This is a genomic window from Streptomyces tubercidicus (assembly GCF_027497495.1).
In the GTDB taxonomy this organism is placed as follows: Bacteria; Actinomycetota; Actinomycetes; order Streptomycetales; family Streptomycetaceae; genus Streptomyces; species Streptomyces tubercidicus.
Genome location: NZ_CP114205.1, coordinates 6,921,566 through 6,938,321 on the forward strand (window position 1 = coordinate 6,921,566; position 16,756 = coordinate 6,938,321).

The 16,756-nt window shown below is 70.8% G+C and carries 11 protein-coding genes; 2 read left to right on the forward strand and 9 right to left on the reverse strand.

All coding sequences use genetic code 11. The features are described from left to right. Positions 1 to 23: 23 nt before the first annotated feature. The 3 genes from rph to STRTU_RS30275 all read right to left on the reverse strand — a co-directional run bounded on the left by rph (position 24) and on the right by STRTU_RS30275 (position 4,686). Positions 24 to 2,630, reverse strand: a complete 2,607-nt coding sequence (rph, locus tag STRTU_RS30265) for a rifamycin-inactivating phosphotransferase (RefSeq protein ID WP_159748075.1) — start codon at positions 2,628 to 2,630, stop codon at positions 24 to 26. 198 nt (positions 2,631 to 2,828) lie between these two features. Further along, the gene (locus STRTU_RS30270; protein ID WP_159748077.1) at positions 2,829 to 3,293 is read right to left on the reverse strand and encodes a hypothetical protein; all 465 of its coding nucleotides are present in this window, start codon (positions 3,291 to 3,293) and stop codon (positions 2,829 to 2,831) included. A 187-nt stretch (positions 3,294 to 3,480) separates the two neighbouring features. Next, positions 3,481 to 4,686 carry a dienelactone hydrolase family protein gene (locus STRTU_RS30275; protein ID WP_159748079.1) on the reverse strand — a complete coding sequence of 402 codons (1,206 nt, stop codon included), beginning with the start codon at positions 4,684 to 4,686 and terminating at the stop codon, positions 3,481 to 3,483. 255 nt (positions 4,687 to 4,941) lie between these two features. Here STRTU_RS30275 and STRTU_RS30280 point away from each other — a divergent pair, with 255 nt between their 5' ends. Next, positions 4,942 to 7,065: an ATP-binding protein gene (locus STRTU_RS30280; RefSeq protein WP_159748081.1), complete on the forward strand. Its 2,124-nt coding sequence runs from the start codon at positions 4,942 to 4,944 to the stop codon at positions 7,063 to 7,065. A gap of 24 nt (positions 7,066 to 7,089) precedes the next feature. Here the strand turns inward: STRTU_RS30280 and STRTU_RS30285 are convergent, their stop codons facing one another. Continuing rightward, positions 7,090 to 8,382 carry a hypothetical protein gene (locus STRTU_RS30285; protein WP_159748083.1) on the reverse strand — a complete coding sequence of 431 codons (1,293 nt, stop codon included), beginning with the start codon at positions 8,380 to 8,382 and terminating at the stop codon, positions 7,090 to 7,092. Positions 8,383 to 9,194: 812 nt separating this feature from the next. Here STRTU_RS30285 and STRTU_RS30290 point away from each other — a divergent pair. Beyond that, positions 9,195 to 10,775 carry an alpha/beta hydrolase gene (locus STRTU_RS30290; protein WP_159748085.1) on the forward strand — a complete coding sequence of 527 codons (1,581 nt, stop codon included), beginning with the start codon at positions 9,195 to 9,197 and terminating at the stop codon, positions 10,773 to 10,775. A gap of 96 nt (positions 10,776 to 10,871) precedes the next feature. On the opposite strand, the gene STRTU_RS30295 is transcribed toward STRTU_RS30290, so the two are convergent. From STRTU_RS30295 to STRTU_RS30315, 5 genes are all read right to left on the reverse strand, one after another. Further along, a complete protein-coding gene (locus STRTU_RS30295) occupies positions 10,872 to 12,089 on the reverse strand; it encodes a hypothetical protein (RefSeq protein WP_159748087.1) in 1,218 nt (405 codons plus the stop codon). A 333-nt stretch (positions 12,090 to 12,422) separates the two neighbouring features. Further along, a complete protein-coding gene (locus STRTU_RS30300) occupies positions 12,423 to 13,412 on the reverse strand; it encodes an NADase-type glycan-binding domain-containing protein (protein ID WP_246241523.1) in 990 nt (329 codons plus the stop codon). A gap of 353 nt (positions 13,413 to 13,765) precedes the next feature. After that, the gene (locus STRTU_RS30305; RefSeq protein WP_159748089.1) at positions 13,766 to 14,323 is read right to left on the reverse strand and encodes a phage tail protein; all 558 of its coding nucleotides are present in this window, start codon (positions 14,321 to 14,323) and stop codon (positions 13,766 to 13,768) included. Then, positions 14,320 to 16,311, reverse strand: a complete 1,992-nt coding sequence (locus tag STRTU_RS30310) for a putative baseplate assembly protein (protein ID WP_159748091.1) — start codon at positions 16,309 to 16,311, stop codon at positions 14,320 to 14,322. Before STRTU_RS30310 ends, STRTU_RS30305 begins: the two co-directional genes overlap by 4 nt. Next, complete coding sequence (locus STRTU_RS30315) at positions 16,311 to 16,751, reverse strand: GPW/gp25 family protein (protein WP_159748093.1); 441 nt, start codon at positions 16,749 to 16,751, stop codon at positions 16,311 to 16,313. The genes STRTU_RS30310 and STRTU_RS30315 overlap by 1 nt, the downstream gene beginning before the upstream one ends. Positions 16,752 to 16,756: the final 5 nt, after the last annotated feature.

Genomic DNA, 16,756 nt, shown 5'->3' on the forward strand with positions numbered 1-16,756 from the left:
GTTCGCAACGTCTCAGTGGTCGGTCACGACAGGATCTCGACGTACCCGTCGGTTCCGTGGACGCGGATTCGCTGGCCGTCCCGGATCAGCCGGGTGGCCTGGTCCACGCCCACGACGGCCGGCAGGCCGTACTCGCGGGCGATCACTGCGCCGTGGGTCATCAGGCCGCCCACCTCCGTCACCAGGCCCGCGATTCCGACGAACAGGGGCGACCAGCTGGGGTCCGTGAAGGTCGTGACCAGGATGTCGCCCGCTTCGAGGTCGGCTTCCGCCATGTCGAGGATGACGCGGGCCCTGCCCTCGATCGTTCCGGCGGAGACCGGGAGGCCGGTCAGGGCGCCGGCCGGCACATCGTCGCGCCGGTAGGCGCCGCTGACGGCCTCGCCGTCCGAGGTGAGCACGCGGGGCGGTGTGAGCGCGTGGTACGAGCGGAACGCGTCCTTGCGCTGCTGGATGAGCTGGTGGTCCACCTGGTGCGTGCGCACGACGTCGTGGAGTTCCTGGAACGTGAGGTAGAAGATGCTCTCTTTGTCGGGGAGCACCTTGGCCTGCACGAGGCGATCGGCCTCTTTGAGCAGGGCCTGCCGGTAGACGAAGTAGCGGGTGACGATGTCGTACTTGGGGTACTCCCGGTATCCGATGAAGGTGCGGACCCGGTCGATCATCCGCTTGGCCTCGTCGGCCTTCCGCTCCCCGTCCGGCAGGGCACGCAGGCGTGCCAGCACGTCCTGTTCCTTCTGCTGCGCCTTCTGCCGACCCTGCTCGAAGCGTCGCTCGGAGGTGCCCGGCTCGAAGAGCCTGATGTTGTCGAGGAGCACGGGCACCAGCGTGCTGGGGCGCTCGCGCCAGCGTGGCCTGGTGATGTCGATCTCGCCGACGCAGCGCATGCCGTACCGGTCGAGGTAGGACTCGATGGCGTCGCGCGCCTCGGTCCCGCCCGTGAGCTTCGCCAGGTCGTCCAGGAAGGCCGTGCCCTCGGCGTGCTCGGCGCCCTGGAGGAACGCCACCACCTCCGGATGCGGGCGGATCACGTCCGCGACGTCGAGCAGCGCCAGTCCCATCTCCGAGGTGACGTTGTCGGGGGCGGACAGCGTGAGCGTGTCGGCCGCGTTCTTCTCACCCAGCCACTCGTACAGCGTGTCGTTGAGCCACCACGTGGCCTCCATCCCCGCCATGATCGCCTGCATGCTCAGCGGATCACTGAGGACTCGCTTGTGCTCCTCGAAGGCCGTCAGCAGGAAGTCGAACAGCGCCGGTCCGGTCTTCGTCCGGATATCGCGTTCCAGGGCGGCGATGGACGTCCGGCTGCGCTCGATCAGTTCGGTGACGAGGGCCGGATCGGTCTCGATCGGGGCGGGCGGGCCGCCGGCCGGTGGTCCGGCGGGAGCCGTGTCCGGGAGTGAGGGGACGAAACCGTCGCGGTCGAGGATGGTCTCCAGAGCGTCCCTGATCAGCGGATCGCCTCTCCCGATGAGGTCCAGGAGGCCGGCGCGGGTCGAGGGCGAGGCCAGGCGCCGGGTGACGTCGACGAACAGCCTTCCGCCGGCCTCGTGCATCGGCACCATGGCCGTCAGCTGCCACAGGGAGAGTCCCAGGGGCTTCATGGGGTCGGTCATCATCTGCTGATGACCGACGGAGACATAGACGTGATTCTCCTGGTCGCCGGTCTCGGGGATGGGGAACAGCGTCGTGATCGGCCGGCTCTGGACGATCTGGAAGCCGTCGTCAGCCAGGCACCATTCGATGTCCTGCGGGCGGCCGAAGTGTGCCTCGATCCGCCGCCCGAGCTGCACGAGCCGTACGGCCTGCGCATCCGTCAGCGTCGGCTGCTTCTGTCGCTGCGCGTCGATCGCCATGTCCTGGGTGCCGCCGGCCGGCAGGGCGTGCACGGCACGCTGTTTGGCGGCGATCGCCCTCGTGACGACTTCGCCGTCCCGCACCGTGAAGACGTCCGGGTTCACCAGGCCGGAGACCAGGGCCTCGCCGAGACCGAAGCCGGCGTCCACGGTGGCGGCCTTCCGGTTGCCCGTGACGGGGTCGGCCGTGAACAGGATCCCGGCCGCATGCGGGAAAACCATCTGCTGCACGACCACCGCCATGTGGACCGTGCGGTGGTCGATGCCGTTCCGCCGGCGGTAGGTCACGGCCCGCTCGGTGAACAGCGAGGCCCAGCACCGGCTGATGTGCCGGAGGATCGCCGTCGGCCCGACGACGTTCAGGTAGGTGTCCTGCTGGCCGGCGAAGGAGGCCGTCGGCAGGTCCTCCGCCGTCGCGCTGGACCGGACGGCGCAGGCGGGCTGCGCGCCGAGCCGGGCGAGCGCGCGGGTGATCGTCGCCGCGAGATCGTCCGGAATGGCGATCCCTTCGATGGTCCGGCGGATCTCCGCGCTGAGCGTGCGGATCGCCTCCCGGTCGTCGGGGCTGAGTCGCGACAGCCGATCGAGCAGATCGCCCATCGACGGCGCTTCCGCCATGATCCGCCGGAAGGCGTCCGTCGTGACGCAGAAGCCGGCCGGTACGCGGATGCCGTCGATCCGTGACAGCCCACCCAGGTGAGCGCCCTTGCCGCCGACGAACGCGACCTGCGTCTCGTCAACCTCGTGAAGATCCCACACGTACTGCTCGATCATCGCGATGCCCCCGACGCCGTCGTGTCCCGTTGCCCTGCACTGGCCGGTCGCATCCACCGGCGCCCCCACTGGTTCGACGCCACCGCGTCCCTCATACGTCGCCGACACACGCACGTCATGTCCCCGTTTCCGCAGGTTGTGGCCTTGGCCGATGATTCTGCGGCACCACCCGGGCCTTGCCGCAAGGCCCCCGGTGCGCTATACGTTAGGAGAGGCAGGGAGAGGCATCTCCCTGCCTTCGCCATGTCGGCGGGCCCTCGCAGCACGCACCTGGCCGTGGTGCTCCTCGCGCGTCACGATCGACTTGTCCACCAGCCCGGTCACCACGTCGAGCAACTCCCCCGGGGAGAGGCCGTCATGAGCGCAGACCTCTTCTGCCGCCTCCAGATCGAACCCCCCGGAGAAGACCGACAGATGAGCCCACAAGCGTCTCTCGGACGGCGTGCACAGCTCGTAACTCCCGTCGATGGCGGCGTGCAGTGTCCGTTGGCGGGCGGGGGCGGTGTCGCTGTACCGGAACGAATTCCGGACCTCGGCGGCAATACGCAGCGCCAGCCGGGTCTTGCCGAGACCGCCCATACCGGTCAGCGTGAGCAGCCTGGTACGGGCGAGCAACCGCCGCGCTTCGGCCACTTCCGACCCGCGGCCGACGAAACTCGTCACCTCTGAGGGCAGGTTCCCCGTCTTCAGGTTCGGTTCTGCGCCGGGGGAGAGGCCGGGGGAGGCAGCACCTGATGGGGCGGCGGGGGAGGCGTCACCCGGTGGGGTGGCGGGCGTCGGCCGGGTGTTGTGGGGAGCCCGGACAAGCCGTGGTGCGGGAGTGGCTTGTCCGGGTTTCCCGTTCGGGCTCTCAGATGTCATCGCCCGGTCGTTTGTTCACGTGCAGGTCCTTCGGAATCGCCGGCAGCAGTCGCTGCTTCGATATGACTTCGCGGATCGCATGAGGGTTGGTGAAGGTCTGTTGAGGGGCCTGGTGGAAGGTGACGGCCGGGCCACCCTTCCGCAGGTTGCCCCCCTTCGGGTTGAGGCCCTTGAGTGCCGGGAGCTGGTAGGACTTCGCTCCGTGCAGCGCCTGGTCCAGGAAGGAAGCGGTGATCTGAGCGGCCTGGGCCTGGGCGGCTGCCGGTTTGGCCACCTTGGAGGCCGGGCAGTCCCCGACCCCACCCGCCTTCGTGTCCGTCGGAGGGAGATTGGTGTTGAGCATCCGGTGGCCCGTACCTGCGAGGAGTACGTCCGCCGCGACCTTCGTCGTGCCCGACTTGGCGAGTGCCTTCATATCGTCCAGGCCGGCGCTCGGGCTGACTTCCTCGTCACACCCTCCGCGGAGATTGAGAACGGGGACCTTATGAGGCACCTTCTCGGCCTGCATTGCGGGCTCAAGGGCCACAACACCGAAGAGGCCGGCGCGCTTGGCAGCCTTCTGCGACAGGACGTAGCCACCGCCCCGGCTGTGCCCGACCAGCCCCACGCGGGAGGTGTCGATCCGCCCCTTCACGTCCGGGATGTTCAGACCGTGGTTGATGCCCTTGTTGAGATCGGAGAGCAGCCGCAGATGCGCGTTGATCAGATCCGTGTAGCCCTTTTCCGGATCGGTCTCACCCGCCCACCATGATTCCGGGGAGACGACGTCGATGGACACGGCGGCGAAACCCTTGCGGGTCAGCGCCTGCACGACGTGTGACAGACCCACGTCATGGCGCAGGTAGTCAGGACCGAGATTGGGGTTGCTGGCATCGCCGGATTTGGCGCAGACCAGGGGCCATTGAGCCTTGACCGGTTTACGGGGGAAGTAGGGCGGCTTATCGGAGTAGGCGCAGTTGTGATGCGAGCCGTGCATAACGACGACGACCGGGTGCGGTCCCTTCCCCTTGGGCATGCCGAGAACGCCGTGCACCTGTGTCGGGTTCCCGGGGGGCGAGGTGGTGATCTTGAGGAGGCCGGGGGCGAGTGCATAGCTGGTCAGACTGGCGCCGTCGCTGGGCTTCGGCGGGGCCGCGGGAGCCGCCGATGCCTGGGAGGCGCTGTACACGAGGGTCAGGGCGAGGGAAGCGGTCATGGCAGTGAAGCTCGCAGACCGGAATTTTCGTGTATTCACGGTGGGAAGGATGCGAAATCGGAGGGCAGGGTTCCGATGTGGGGTGCCGCTCGCGGACGGTCGCGGACCTCGTCCTGCGGACCGGCAGCAGCTCAGGGCGGCCCCGGTCCTCACACACGAGCAGCGGTTCCGGCGGGCCGGATTGTTTCTCCGGGCTGCTGGGGCAGGGATACAGTCCGGCCAGGGACCGGGCCACGGGACCAGGGGAGGGCTGGCGTGTTGGAGATCGTGACGGTGGGGGCGCTCACCGCATTCCTGACCGCGGTGGGAAATGGCGCCGCGGGAGAGATGGGCAAACAGGCGCTCGTGTCCACGGGGGCACTGGTGCGCAGGACACTGGGGCGCGAGGCACCGCTGCCGGCGACTTCGGAGGGGCGTGAGGTGCTGGCGCGTGCGCTGCACGCACAGCTGAGCCAGGCGGGGCGGCACAGCGGGGAGTGGGCCGAACTCCTGCAGGGCCTGCCCGAACCCGCGCCGCTCCTGCGCCCAGGGGCCGGACTGCCGCCGTCCACAAGGGACTTCACCGACCGTCAGCGGGTACTGAGGCAGCTGACCCGGGAGGCCGGACGGCCGGCGGCAGGGCGGCCACGGGTCGCCCTGCTGTACGGGCCGCCGGGCATCGGGACCACCGCGGTGGCGCTGTATTGGGGCGCTGCCCAGATCGCCCAGTATCCCGATGGGCAGTTCTATGTCGACCTCCGTGACGCGGCCGCGGGGAGCGCACCGGCGTCGACGGTTGTCCTGCAGCGTCTCTTGCAGAAGATGGGAGTCGAACCGGAGCGGATTCCTCCTACCGAAGCCGGACGCGAAGAGCTGTACCGGCAGCTGACGGCCGGCCGCAAGGCGCTGGTGGTGATCGACCACGCTTCACACCTCGCGCAGGTCCGTCGCCTGATCCCCGCCGCCCCGGAGGTGTTCCTCCTGGTGGTCGCCTCCGGTCCGGCCTTCGCTCTGGAGGCGGAGCGTATCGCTGTGCCGCAGCTGACGGACCGGGACGCGGTCAAGCTGCTCAAGAAGGTGGCCGGCCCGGAGAACGTCGCCCGTGCCAAGGCGCAGGTGCCGGATCTGCTGGACCGCTGTGCGGGCAATGCCTTCGCCCTGAAAGCGGCGGCGATCAGCCTGCTGACCGGGGAACCCTCCCTCCCGGACCCGTCGGACGGGCCTGCCGGGCACTCTCCGGTGCAGCGCATGGTCCTGACCGCGTGCCGCGCGCTCGCCCCGCAGACGGCGCGGCTCTGTCGGCTGACCGCGGTGGGGGCCTGGCCTGCCTTCGATGCCGGTCTGGCCGCGGCCGCCGCGAACGTGAGCGCGCAGGAAGGCGCCCGCATGCTGGCCGAAGCGGTGGACGCGCAGCTGGTGGAGCCGCTGCATGACGATCGCTACCGCTTCCGGCCCGAGGTACAGCGCCTCCTGTCAGAAGCCGCAGGTCAGGAGCATGGAATCCCGGAGTGTGCCACCGCGGTCTCCCGTGCGCTCGACCATGTGCTGACCCGTGCCCTGTACGCCGCACACGCCGCACTGCCGCGCAGCTGGCGAGTCGAGGCGGCCCCCGGAGAGGCGACGCCTTACGGCGACGAGGCCGCGGGTGTGGCAGCGCTGCGGGCCGAGGCCGCGAACGTGATCCGGGCGGTCTCCGTAGCCCGGGAATACGGACACGTGGATACGGCGCTTCGCCTGGCCCGCTCCCTGTGGCCGCTCCAGCTGAAGGCCGGACACTGGGACGAGGTGCTCCCCGCCCTCCAGGCCGCGGCTCGGTGCGCCGACGAGCAGCACCCGGATACCCGTACGGCGGCCGGACTCCACTTCCAGCTCGCCCACTGCCTCGGCGAACTACAGCGGTGGGACGAGGCCGACCGTGCGGCCCAGCGGGCCGTCGCCTCTGAGCGCGCGGCGGGCCACGTCCGGGGCGAGGCGTCGTCGGTGGAGCTGCTGGGTCTGCTGCAGCTGTACCGGTGGGAGTACCCGGCGGCGCACGAGCAGTTCGTCGAGGCGGAGGCCCGGTACCGGCAGATCGGGCCCGACGAGGAGGGCGCCGCCGATCTGCCCCGCGCCCTGGCCCTGGCCGAGCGCCACCAGGGGCGTGCGCTGTGCGGCATGGGCCAACTGGCGGAATCCCGCGCCCGCTTGGAGCGTGCGCGGCACTTCTTCGCAGAGCAAGGGGAGGCGTACAACCTGGGCCGCGTGCTCACCGACCTCGCGGAGACACTGCACGCCGCGGGCGACGACACCGCGGCGCTGGCCGAGATCGCCGAGGCCGAACGCCTGCTCACACCGGAGCGGGCGACCCCGCACCTGGAGTACCTCGCGAGGCTGCGGCAGCGCTGCGAGGCCATGGATTAGCGGCCGTCGCCGGGCTGTACAGGATCAGCGGCCGTCGCCGGGCCGCACATGGACCGGGTGCACGCCACCGGCCACGTGTACCCGGAGCGTTGTCCCGTCACGGGCCACCGCACCGCCGTCCACCAGCCAGGCGTGCAGCGCGGAGGCATACGCCGCCGGATCGGCATCGGCACCCGGGCCTGCCGACAGCCGGAGCACACCCAGGTCCCGGGTGCGCACCGTGCACCGGTCCGGCCCGCTCACATACGACGCGAGAGAACAGTGCGGATGCCGCTGCAGCACCTCCGCGGTCCACTGGTCCGGGCTGCCCAGGCGGGGGTCGTCCGCCGGCCCGTCCCGCCAGATCACGTCAGCCGTCGTCAGGTCGCCGGGATCGAGGGTGTCCTCGTGCACGGAGCGGTGCGTCTCGCCGGCGGCGTCGTAGGGATGCCCCGCGGAGCGCTCGACGACGATTTCCGCGCCACGGATGCGCGTACGGACATCCAGCGGATGGGTGCGCCGTGGGGGATCGTACGGCGGCAAGGGGAGCGGCTCCAGGAGCGCGGGCGCGGTGGGCTCGGGGAGGTCCAGCAGCGTGTAGAAGTGCCGCCGCAGGAGTGCTGCGGAGGCTCCCGGGGCCGAGGTGGTGAACTCCGCCGGACCGGCGAGCGGCCGGTGCCGTGCCAGCAACTCCACCAGCTGCTCACGCAACGGGCCGTGCGGGTCGAGCCGCGGGGCCTCCCGGACGAATGCCGCAAGCGGCGCCTCGGGGTCCAGTCTGTCCTCCCCGGAGGCCGCCAGCAGTACGGGAGTGCCCAGCGCCGCGGCGTAGTACGAGACCGCTCCGAAGTCCCCCAGAACGACATCCGCCGCCAGAAGGGCCTGCCGCCACCCGCGCACGGGGTCGATCAGGCTCAACCCGCCGCGCCGTGCCCGGTCCAGCCAGGCACGGATCTGCCCCGGCCCGTGCCCGTACCAGATGTTCGGATGCAGGACCGCGGCCAGCCGGTAGTCGTCTGCGGGCAATTCGGCGGCAAGCCGGGGGAGCAGGCTTGGCAGGACGTCCTGTTCGCCGCCGTTCCCGAACAAACCCTCCGGGTTCCAGGTCGAGTTCAGCACCACCAGCCGCTGGCCGCGGCGCACGCCCAGAGCCCGCCGGAACCGCTCCCGGTAAACGCGGCCGGCCAGCATGCGATCGAAACAGGGATCGCCGCCGAGTACCGCTGCCTTCACCGCCTCGGGGCATACCCGGCGCAGCCGCTCCAACTGCTCCGGATGCGACAGCACGAGACCGTCGACAAACGGCTCCCCGTCCGCCAGCAGCCACTCGGACGACAACCCGAACGTCGGCTCCCGGCTCCCGGCTCCCGGCTCCCGGCCTGGCCTGGCCTGGCCTGGCCTGGCCAGCTTTTTAGTGTATCCAACGCCATGCGACAAAACGGCCAACTTGCCGTCAATTGCGTGGAGTTGACCACCGAAGCTGGCCGAGATGGCGAGGTCTACCGGTGTCACCAGCGCCTGCTCCCACGGCAGGACCGGCAGACCCAACTCGCCAAGGAGAGTCTGGATGCCCTCTTGAAAGGCGGACGATCCCGTTGAAGTGATCAGCAGTTGGACCCGGTAGTCATCGTGGAACAACGGAACTACGTCCAGCAGACGGCTGGCTGAGGCCACGTTATGCACCACGAACAGGACGCGGCGGTGCGTCGCCCGGCTGGTCCAGCGATCGGAGCCTTCCCCGACCGGCACGCGTATCGCCGGGGGATCGGATGGCCCCACCTGTTACCTCCCGCTGGCTGCAAAGCCTCCGCTGCGCTTCCTGATCACCCTAGCTAGTGGGTCAGGAGGTCAGAACCGCAGGTGTTGGCCAATCCGGGGACTGGCGAGGGCCTGATTTTCGTGATCGTCGTCGACTCGTGAGGCGGGCCGCGCCCGATGCGAGCTATCACTCAATGAGTTCGCCCCCTCGCCGACTGTGCTCCAGGGCGGCGGCTCCGGCGCCCGGCCATGACCTCGTCCCCCCATATGGGGAAATGCGACCGTCCATCGACAATGCGTAATTTCGTACGCAACTGTGACGGGGCCTACAGCGAGCCGGCGGTGCCTGTGCGCATGCTGCGCGGGCGACCAGTGAGAGAGCGAGAGTGCCGATGCCCCTAGCCCGCCGATCCAAGGCCCTGTCGGCCGGTGTGCTGGCCGTTACCACGATGGTGGTGGCGGTCGGTGGCGCCGGCGGTGCCGCAGCGCTTCAGTCCGACCATGCCAAGGCCAGGAACGCTTCCGTCCCGGTGCTGCCCGCGCGCTTTACGCAGCAGAAGGTGCACTGGACGCACTGTGACGCGGACGTCACCGCCAAGGCCCTGCCCGGTGCGCAGTGCGGCTGGGTGAAGGTGCCTGTCGACTACGCCGCGCCGGACGGCAAGACCGTCAACCTGCGGGTGTCGCGGGTGCAGGCCAAGGATCAGCGTCATCGGCTGGGGTCGCTGTTCTTCAACCCCGGCGGGCCCGGCGCGGGCGGTGCGGCCCACGTGGCCAGCGGAAACTGGCCGGCGGGGGAGCAGGCTCGGGCCCGTTACGACCTGGTGGGCTTCGACCCGCGAGGCATAGGCGGCTCCGGGCAGATCAAGTGCCCCGACGGGATGGCGGAGGGGCCCGAGGCCACGCCGCGTACCGAATCGGAGGGCGAGCGGACGTTCGCCGACGCGACCAGGCAGGCCCGGGCCTGCCAGCAGGCGAGCGGACCCGTGCTCGCGCATATGGACAGCGTGAGCGTCGCGCGCGACCTGGACGTGCTGCGTACGGTCCTGGGCGACGCCAAGCTGAATTACACCGGTGTCTCCTACGGAACCTTCCTCGGCCAGCAGTACATGAAGCTGTTCCCCGGCAAGGTGGGCCGGATGGTGCTCGACGGCGTCGTCAACCCCGCCGCCGACATGCGGCAGGTCGCCCGGCTCGATATGAAGACCGCCGATGACGCGGTGCGCCGGTACGCCAATGACCTCGTCGCGCGCGGGGACACGCGGCTGGGTGCCACGACCGGGGAGATTCTGCGCACGCTGACCTCGTTCTCCCAGAGGCTGGCGCGGGAGCCGCTGCACGGGGCCGAGGGCAAGGAATTCAACGACGCCGCCCTGTCCATGTATCTGAGAATGACCGCGACAGGCGACGTGAGCTGGCGGCAGCTGACCACGGCGCTGGTGGCCGCTCTGGACGGGGACGTGTCCGGCTTTGATCGCCTTGACGCCGCGGGGGCCGGTGAGGGCGGTGGCGAGGAGCCGACGCCGCAGGAGAAGCAAGCCGACGAAAACGAGGCCGTGAGCATGCCGGCGGTGCTCTGCCTGGACTCGCCGTCCGCGCCGAAGTCCCCCAAGGCGATGCTCAACACCGCCGACGCGTTCGCCAAGCAGTCACCGCTCTTCGGCCGTTTCCTCGCCTGGCAGATGATCGACTGCGCCACGTGGCCGCTCGCCCCCACCGGTGCGGCCGCGCCGGTCAAGGCGCCCGGCGCGCCACCGGTGCTACTGGTGTCGTACACCGACGATGCGGTCACCCCCCTCGCGAACGCGCAGGCCGTGCACCGGCAGTTGGCCCACAGCTCGCTCCTCATACGCAAGGGCCACGGGCACTCGGCCTACGCCACGGACCCGCCGTCCACCTGCACCGATCGCGCCGTCGACAGGTATCTGGTCGGCGGGAAGCTGCCGGGCCAGGTCGAAAACTGCTCGGCTTGAGGCGGGGCGCGGCGCCGATACGTCCGGCGTTCCGCACCCCGACGGTCGCTGTGTCCGACACAGCACGGAACGACCGGAGCCGATCTCCGCTGAGCCTCAGTCGAGGTACTCCACCTTGATCGGTGCGGTGTTGTTGTCCTGGTCCGGGTCGCTGGGATCGGACGCTACGGATATGGATCCCTGGGCGCCCTCGACCCGCTTGTCGACGCGGACCCGCAGGGTCGGGCTGGTCATCTTGGGTTCGGGGCACTCCACCGGCCCGTCATCGCCCTCGGCGTAGGTGCAGAAGAGGAATTCGCTCGGATCCCCGTCGCGAGGGCCCTCCAGGCTCATGCCCTCGGGCAGGGTCAGCCGTGTGGCGCCCTGGTAGGGGGCGTCCGAGCCCAGTACATCGACGTCGACCACCTGGCCCACCTTGCCCTTGATGGTGAACCCCGTGGCGTGCCGGTCACGGATCTCGGTGGTGACGAACTCCAGCTCACCCTTGGCCATTTCGGCTTTCCAGTGACCGGAGTCGGTGAAGGCGCTGCCGCTGCCGTCGACGGGGCGGAGCGCCAGCGGCGCGCCGGTTCCCCGCGGGGCCGAGTCGGGCAGCAGCTCGGCGTCCTGTGTGTCGTGGGCCCGGTATACGGAGTAGGAGATCGAACCGCGCCTCGCTGTCTTGTCGGTCACGGCGGTGAGCGGCCCGTCGGTCTCGTACGCCGCCCCGGCCGGCAGCGGCCCGGAGAACGTGCACACTGCCTTGGTGGGCGCGGCGGCCTTGTCGTAACGGCAGTTGCGGTACTGCTTGCGGAGCGTCGCCTGGTCTGCCTTGAGGACGACGGTGAGGTCGTCGTCGATATCGGTGTCCCCGTTGTTACCGAAGGCGGGGGTGAGCGGTAACTCGGAGCCGGGCTTCACCTCGGTCAGCTTCTCGGGCTGTCGTGCCGTCAGAACTGGGGCACCGATGACCAGTTGGGTGGTGTGGTGGGCGGTGGACGCGTTGGCGCCGGTCACGGTGATCTTCAGGGGGCCGGCCGGGCCCTTCCCCGCATGGGGTTCGGGCCTTATGGCGAACGGGGTGAACTCGGCGCCCGCGCCCTCTTTGATGTCCCCCGGAGTGCAGGTCAGGGAGTCGGCGGAGCGTTTGCATCCGTAGTGGTTGTTGATCCAGTAGAGCGTCGCCTTGTTCTTCACGGCGGACAGGTCGAAGGTCACCTTGACGTTCTTGATGGTCCGCGGGGCACTGCCGGGGGAAGGCTTGCTCGTTGCCAGGTGGAGTTTGTACTCGGTGGCTTCGCTGCCCGCGGCCCGGGGGAGGTAGTACGTGTTCATGGCGTACTTGACCTGCAGTTTCGGGCGGCCCTGGGAGTGCGTTGCCGCTGCTGGTGACTGCTTATCCGCCCTCTGGGACGGCTCCGGGTCACAGGAAACCACCGCCCCGCTGAGGGCAACCAGCAGGGTGGCCGTCCCGGCTGCGCTCACCCGCTGCCGCCGTCTACCGGGTCTCGCTCCTGCTCCGGCTCGCGCTCTTGAATGCGTCATACAGGGTCAGACGGAACAGCATGCCGGTCAGGTTGCCCCCGTCGCTGGGCGGCGGTGGCGGTGGCCCTGGCGGTGATGGAGGTGCTGGCGGGGGTGCGCCGAGCGCCGCGCACCCCCGGTCGGCTAGCGCGTCGAGCGGCTGAAGAACTCCATCTCGGCGATGGCCACTTGCTTCTCGTCCGTGGCGCCGTATGCGGAGCGCAGTACCAGCCGTACGCTCATCGCGTTCCGTACCGGCACATCGAGCTTCTGCGCCCCGCCGTCGTTGATCCGGAGGTGCCAGATGTGCTGCTTGGCCGCGGTGTCGGTCACGACCAGATCGAACTCGTGTGGGCGGGCCGGGTCGGCGGCCTGCGGGGGGCGTGCCGAGGCGCCGGGGGTGATCAGAACGTTGAGCAGGTCGGTGGGCTGGCCGAAGGTGGCCTCCAGGTACTGGCCGTTCGAGTTGCCCGAATAGCCGGTGCCCCACCAGGTGTTGGAGTAGGTGTCGAAGGCGAGCTTCGCATCGTGGCCGGGGCCGGAGTGCGAAGCCTTCCATTTGCTGGCGGGTACGGGGACGCGCTTGGCGAAGTGGTCCTGTACGGCCCGCGCGGCCGGCGGAACCCCGATGATTCCCCCGACCACGGCGGCCGCGATCACCGCCGCCACCACCGCCCGGGTGATCCACTTGGTGCGGTTGCGGTGCAGACGCGGCCGCTGCCCGGCGTACGGGCCCTCGGCGGTCTCGGCCGCGGGCTCGGCGAGGGGGATGGCGCAGCTACGGCAGAAGTACCGGCCCGGAGCGTTGAGCGCGCTACAGCTCCGGCAGGGCGCGCCGTTCTCGGGCTCGGGGGCCGCCTGCGGCGTACGGACCTTGGGCCGGGCCGCCTCGGGACGGCCCGGCAGCACGCCGGGCGTCTCGGGCGGCGGGGCGGCGTTAGCGCCCGGTACGGGGACCAGGAGGGCGCGGATACCGGTTTCCGAGATGCCCTGTTCGCCGGCCGGGCGGGGGGTGGACGGGCCGCTCTGGCCGGCCTGGCTGTCCTGGGCGGACCGGCCCCGGCCCTCGTCCCCGTCGTGCGGGGCGGCCGGCGGGAGCGGGGCGGTCGGGTCCTCGGCACCCTGCTGCGGCACGCCGCCTGACGGGGAGCTATCGCCCTCGGCCGTTCCGGGACCCGGGGCAGAGACATGACCAGGTGGCGCAGGAGGCGCAGCGGGGGGAAGGGGAGCGGAAGCCGGAGTCGCCGGGGCGTTGGCCGGAGCGGTGGCGTCGTGCGGTGCAGGCTGGTCCCGGTCCCGATCGCGGGCATCCGGGGCCTGGGCCGCCGTGGACGACGCCGCAGCCGTACGCTCCCGCTCCGACGGGGCCGACGGCGGGACCGGCCGGTCCCAGCGCAGGAAGGCGCCGCAGGAATCGCAGAAGGACTGTTCCGTCTGGGGGGCGGGAGCGCCGCAGTCCGGGCAGGTGGTGTGGTTGGTGGGCATGGTCAGGTTCCTTCAGGGGTGAGCAGGTGGGTCACCTCGGCCGCGAAGGGGAGGTGCGCGGGGCAGGCCGCTGCGACGACGGCGTGCAGACGGTGCGGGTCGACGGCGGCGGGGTCGCGGACCCGCAGGGTCACCCGCAGGCCGGGGTACGGCGAGCCCGGGAAGGCGCCGAGCGGTCGCGCGGACCAGGTCGCGCCGCCGCTCTCGATGATCTCCGGGCGTACTCCGAAGGCCAGTTGGACGGCGTCCGACAGGCCGCGGCGGGTGCCGCGTACGCGATGCAGTGAGACGGCCGTGGCGACCGCGCGCCGGCGGGTGGCCAGCGGTTCCGTGCCGTCGAGTTCGGTGCCGACCCAGGTGGTCAGCCAGTCGACGAAGTCCTCGGGGGCGAGGGCGGGCGTGAAGTAGCTCTCCAGGCAGTCCAGGACGTTGAACAGGGGCGCGAGGACGACATCGAGGCCCTCGACGAAGCGCTGGGCGAAGTCGTCGTCGGCGTAGACCGCGGGGAGCTGTCCGCCCAGTGGGTGCGGGGAGGCCATCCCCGCGGGGGTGCCCCTCATCGGGCCTCGATCACACGGACGCGGTGGTCGAAGGGGAACAGCAGCGCGGAGCGGGCGAGTTCGATCCGGTCGGTGGCGTCGCCGCGGCGGCCGGTGAGCGGGTCGGCGGGGTGCAGCAGGACCTCGTCGACGAGTTCCACGCCGGGGACACGCTGGAGGGCCGCGAAGATCTCACCGGAGCGCAGCGGGCGGCCGAAGGGCCAGCCGTCGCCATGGGCGCCACCGGTCAGCGGGTCGAGGTAGGCGTAGAGCGCGTCCAGGGCCTCGGCCCGTACCCGGTCGGCCCGCGCCGCCCGGAAGGAGTGCAGCGTGGCGACGACCGTGACGCCTTGGTAGAAGGGCGGGCCGACCGCGAGGCGGGTGCCCACCGGGCGGCGCTCATCGAGGAACTGCGTGACCCGGCCCAGGAGTTCCTTACCCGGCACCAGCTGCTCGAAGCGGAGCCGGCCGCCGGGGTCGGGGACGGCCTGCGGGACGACCAGGACCCGTACGGCGTTCTCGCCGGTCCGGCCGGTCTGTCCGGCCTCGGCGCCCGTCGAGGGCTCGGCGGGATCGACCGCGAGACAGGCGATCCGGGCCGCCTCGGGGGCCGCCCGCCGCGCCAGTTCCTCGTAGTCGCGGGCGGTCACGGCCCGCTCCTGCGCGCGCAGCGTGATCGGCGCGCGGACCTTAGCCTCCTGCACCGTCTCGCCGTCGACCCCGCCGCGCGCCGCCTCACGGTTCTCCACCCGCGCCACGTATGGGATGGAGCTGCGCAGCGCCTGGATCGCACCGCGCGCCACATTGCCCGAACGGCCGCCGCCGGTGCGGTAGTGAGGGACCCGTATCACCGACCCCTTGACGGGTACGGCTCCGAACTGCCGTACCGAACCGTCCGGTTGGCGCACCGAAGGGCCGAAGGCGATCTCGCCGGTCGCCTCCTCCAGCGTGATGTGCCGGTCGTCGGGGCCGGAGGACGCGAAGTCGGGGACGACCTGCCACTCCTGCCAGCCGTCCCCGTCCGAGACCTCCATCCGCAGCGGCGGACGATCGGCGACGACGGGGGCGTGCGCCAGACGCATCCGCTGGCCGGGCACGCCCGCGGACTCGCCGAGCAGCTCGTCCTGGACCACGACGGCGTGTGCCACCGCCGTGGTGCCCCCGATGGTGAACGCGGAGGCGGACCGTACGGTCGGTGAGGCGCTGTAGAACGGCTGACCGGCCGCGGCCTCGACGACCCGGCAGCGCAGCCAGGCGGCATCCGTCCGGCCGACCCGGGAGCCGGTGTGCCCGGCCGGGATGTGCAGTACGACCTCGCCGGGCCGGTTGAGGCCGCCGGTGGAGTCCTCCGCGACCTCGCACTCCGTCCAGCCGTCGGCCGTCCATGCCTCCCAGAGGAGCGGCGGCTGGCGCGGGTCGACGCCGACACCGTCCACCCGGCTGTCCAGCTGCAGTACGGCCGCGCACCGCGGCACCGCCGCCGACAGACCGAAGAGGAGGGTGTCGCCCGGCTGCGGGGCGGCCGCGAAGACGGCCACATCGCGGCCGCCGAAGATGTCCTGGCCACAGTCCTCGGGCGTGGTCCCCGCCTCCTGCCGCAGTACGGCGGTCAGCTCGCAGGGCACGACGGTCAGATCGTCCTCGGTGGCGAAGACCACCGCCTCCTCGGTCTCGGTCCGGCCGGTGGCCACCTCCGTACCGGCGGGCAGTACGACCGGCTCGGGCTGCGGGGCGGAGAGCCAGAAGGTGACATCGGCGCGGGCGGCGGAGGGCGGGAAGAGGGTGACGCCCAGCAGATCGAGGAAGGCCAGATGGTTCTTCTCCGGCACCCGGTTGAGCCGGTAGACGATCTGGTCGGCCATATGGGCGACGGCCTCGATCAGGGTCACCCCGGGGTCCGAGACATTGTGATCGGTCCACTCGGGGCAGCGCTGCTGGATATAGCGCTTGGCGTCGTCGACGAACTGCTGAAAGCGACGGTCGTCGAGATGGGGTGCGGGCAGGGCCATCAGGCTTCGCTTTCGGTCGACGCAGAGGACGCGGAGGCGGGGGATTCCGTGGACGGGATCACATAGAAGGGGAAGACGAGGCTGCGCGGGTTGTTGGTGCCGCGGACGCTGTAGCGCACATCGATGAACAGCACGGACGGATCGTCGGGCGCCGGGCTCACCTCGACGTCCTGGACCTCGATACGCGGCTCCCAGCGGTCGAGCGAGGACCGCACCTCGTAGCGGATGCGCCCGGCCGTCGCCTCGTTGACCGGAGCGAAGACCATGTCGTGCACGGCGCAGCCGAACTCCGGCCGCATCGGCCGCTCACCGGGCGCGGTGGCGAGGACGAGCCGGATCGACTCCTCGATCTCGCGCTCGCGGCGGGCCAGCGCGATACCGCCGCCCGCGTCCGTACGCAGCGGGAAGCTCCAGCCCGCGCCGACGAACTGTTCACTCATGTCCG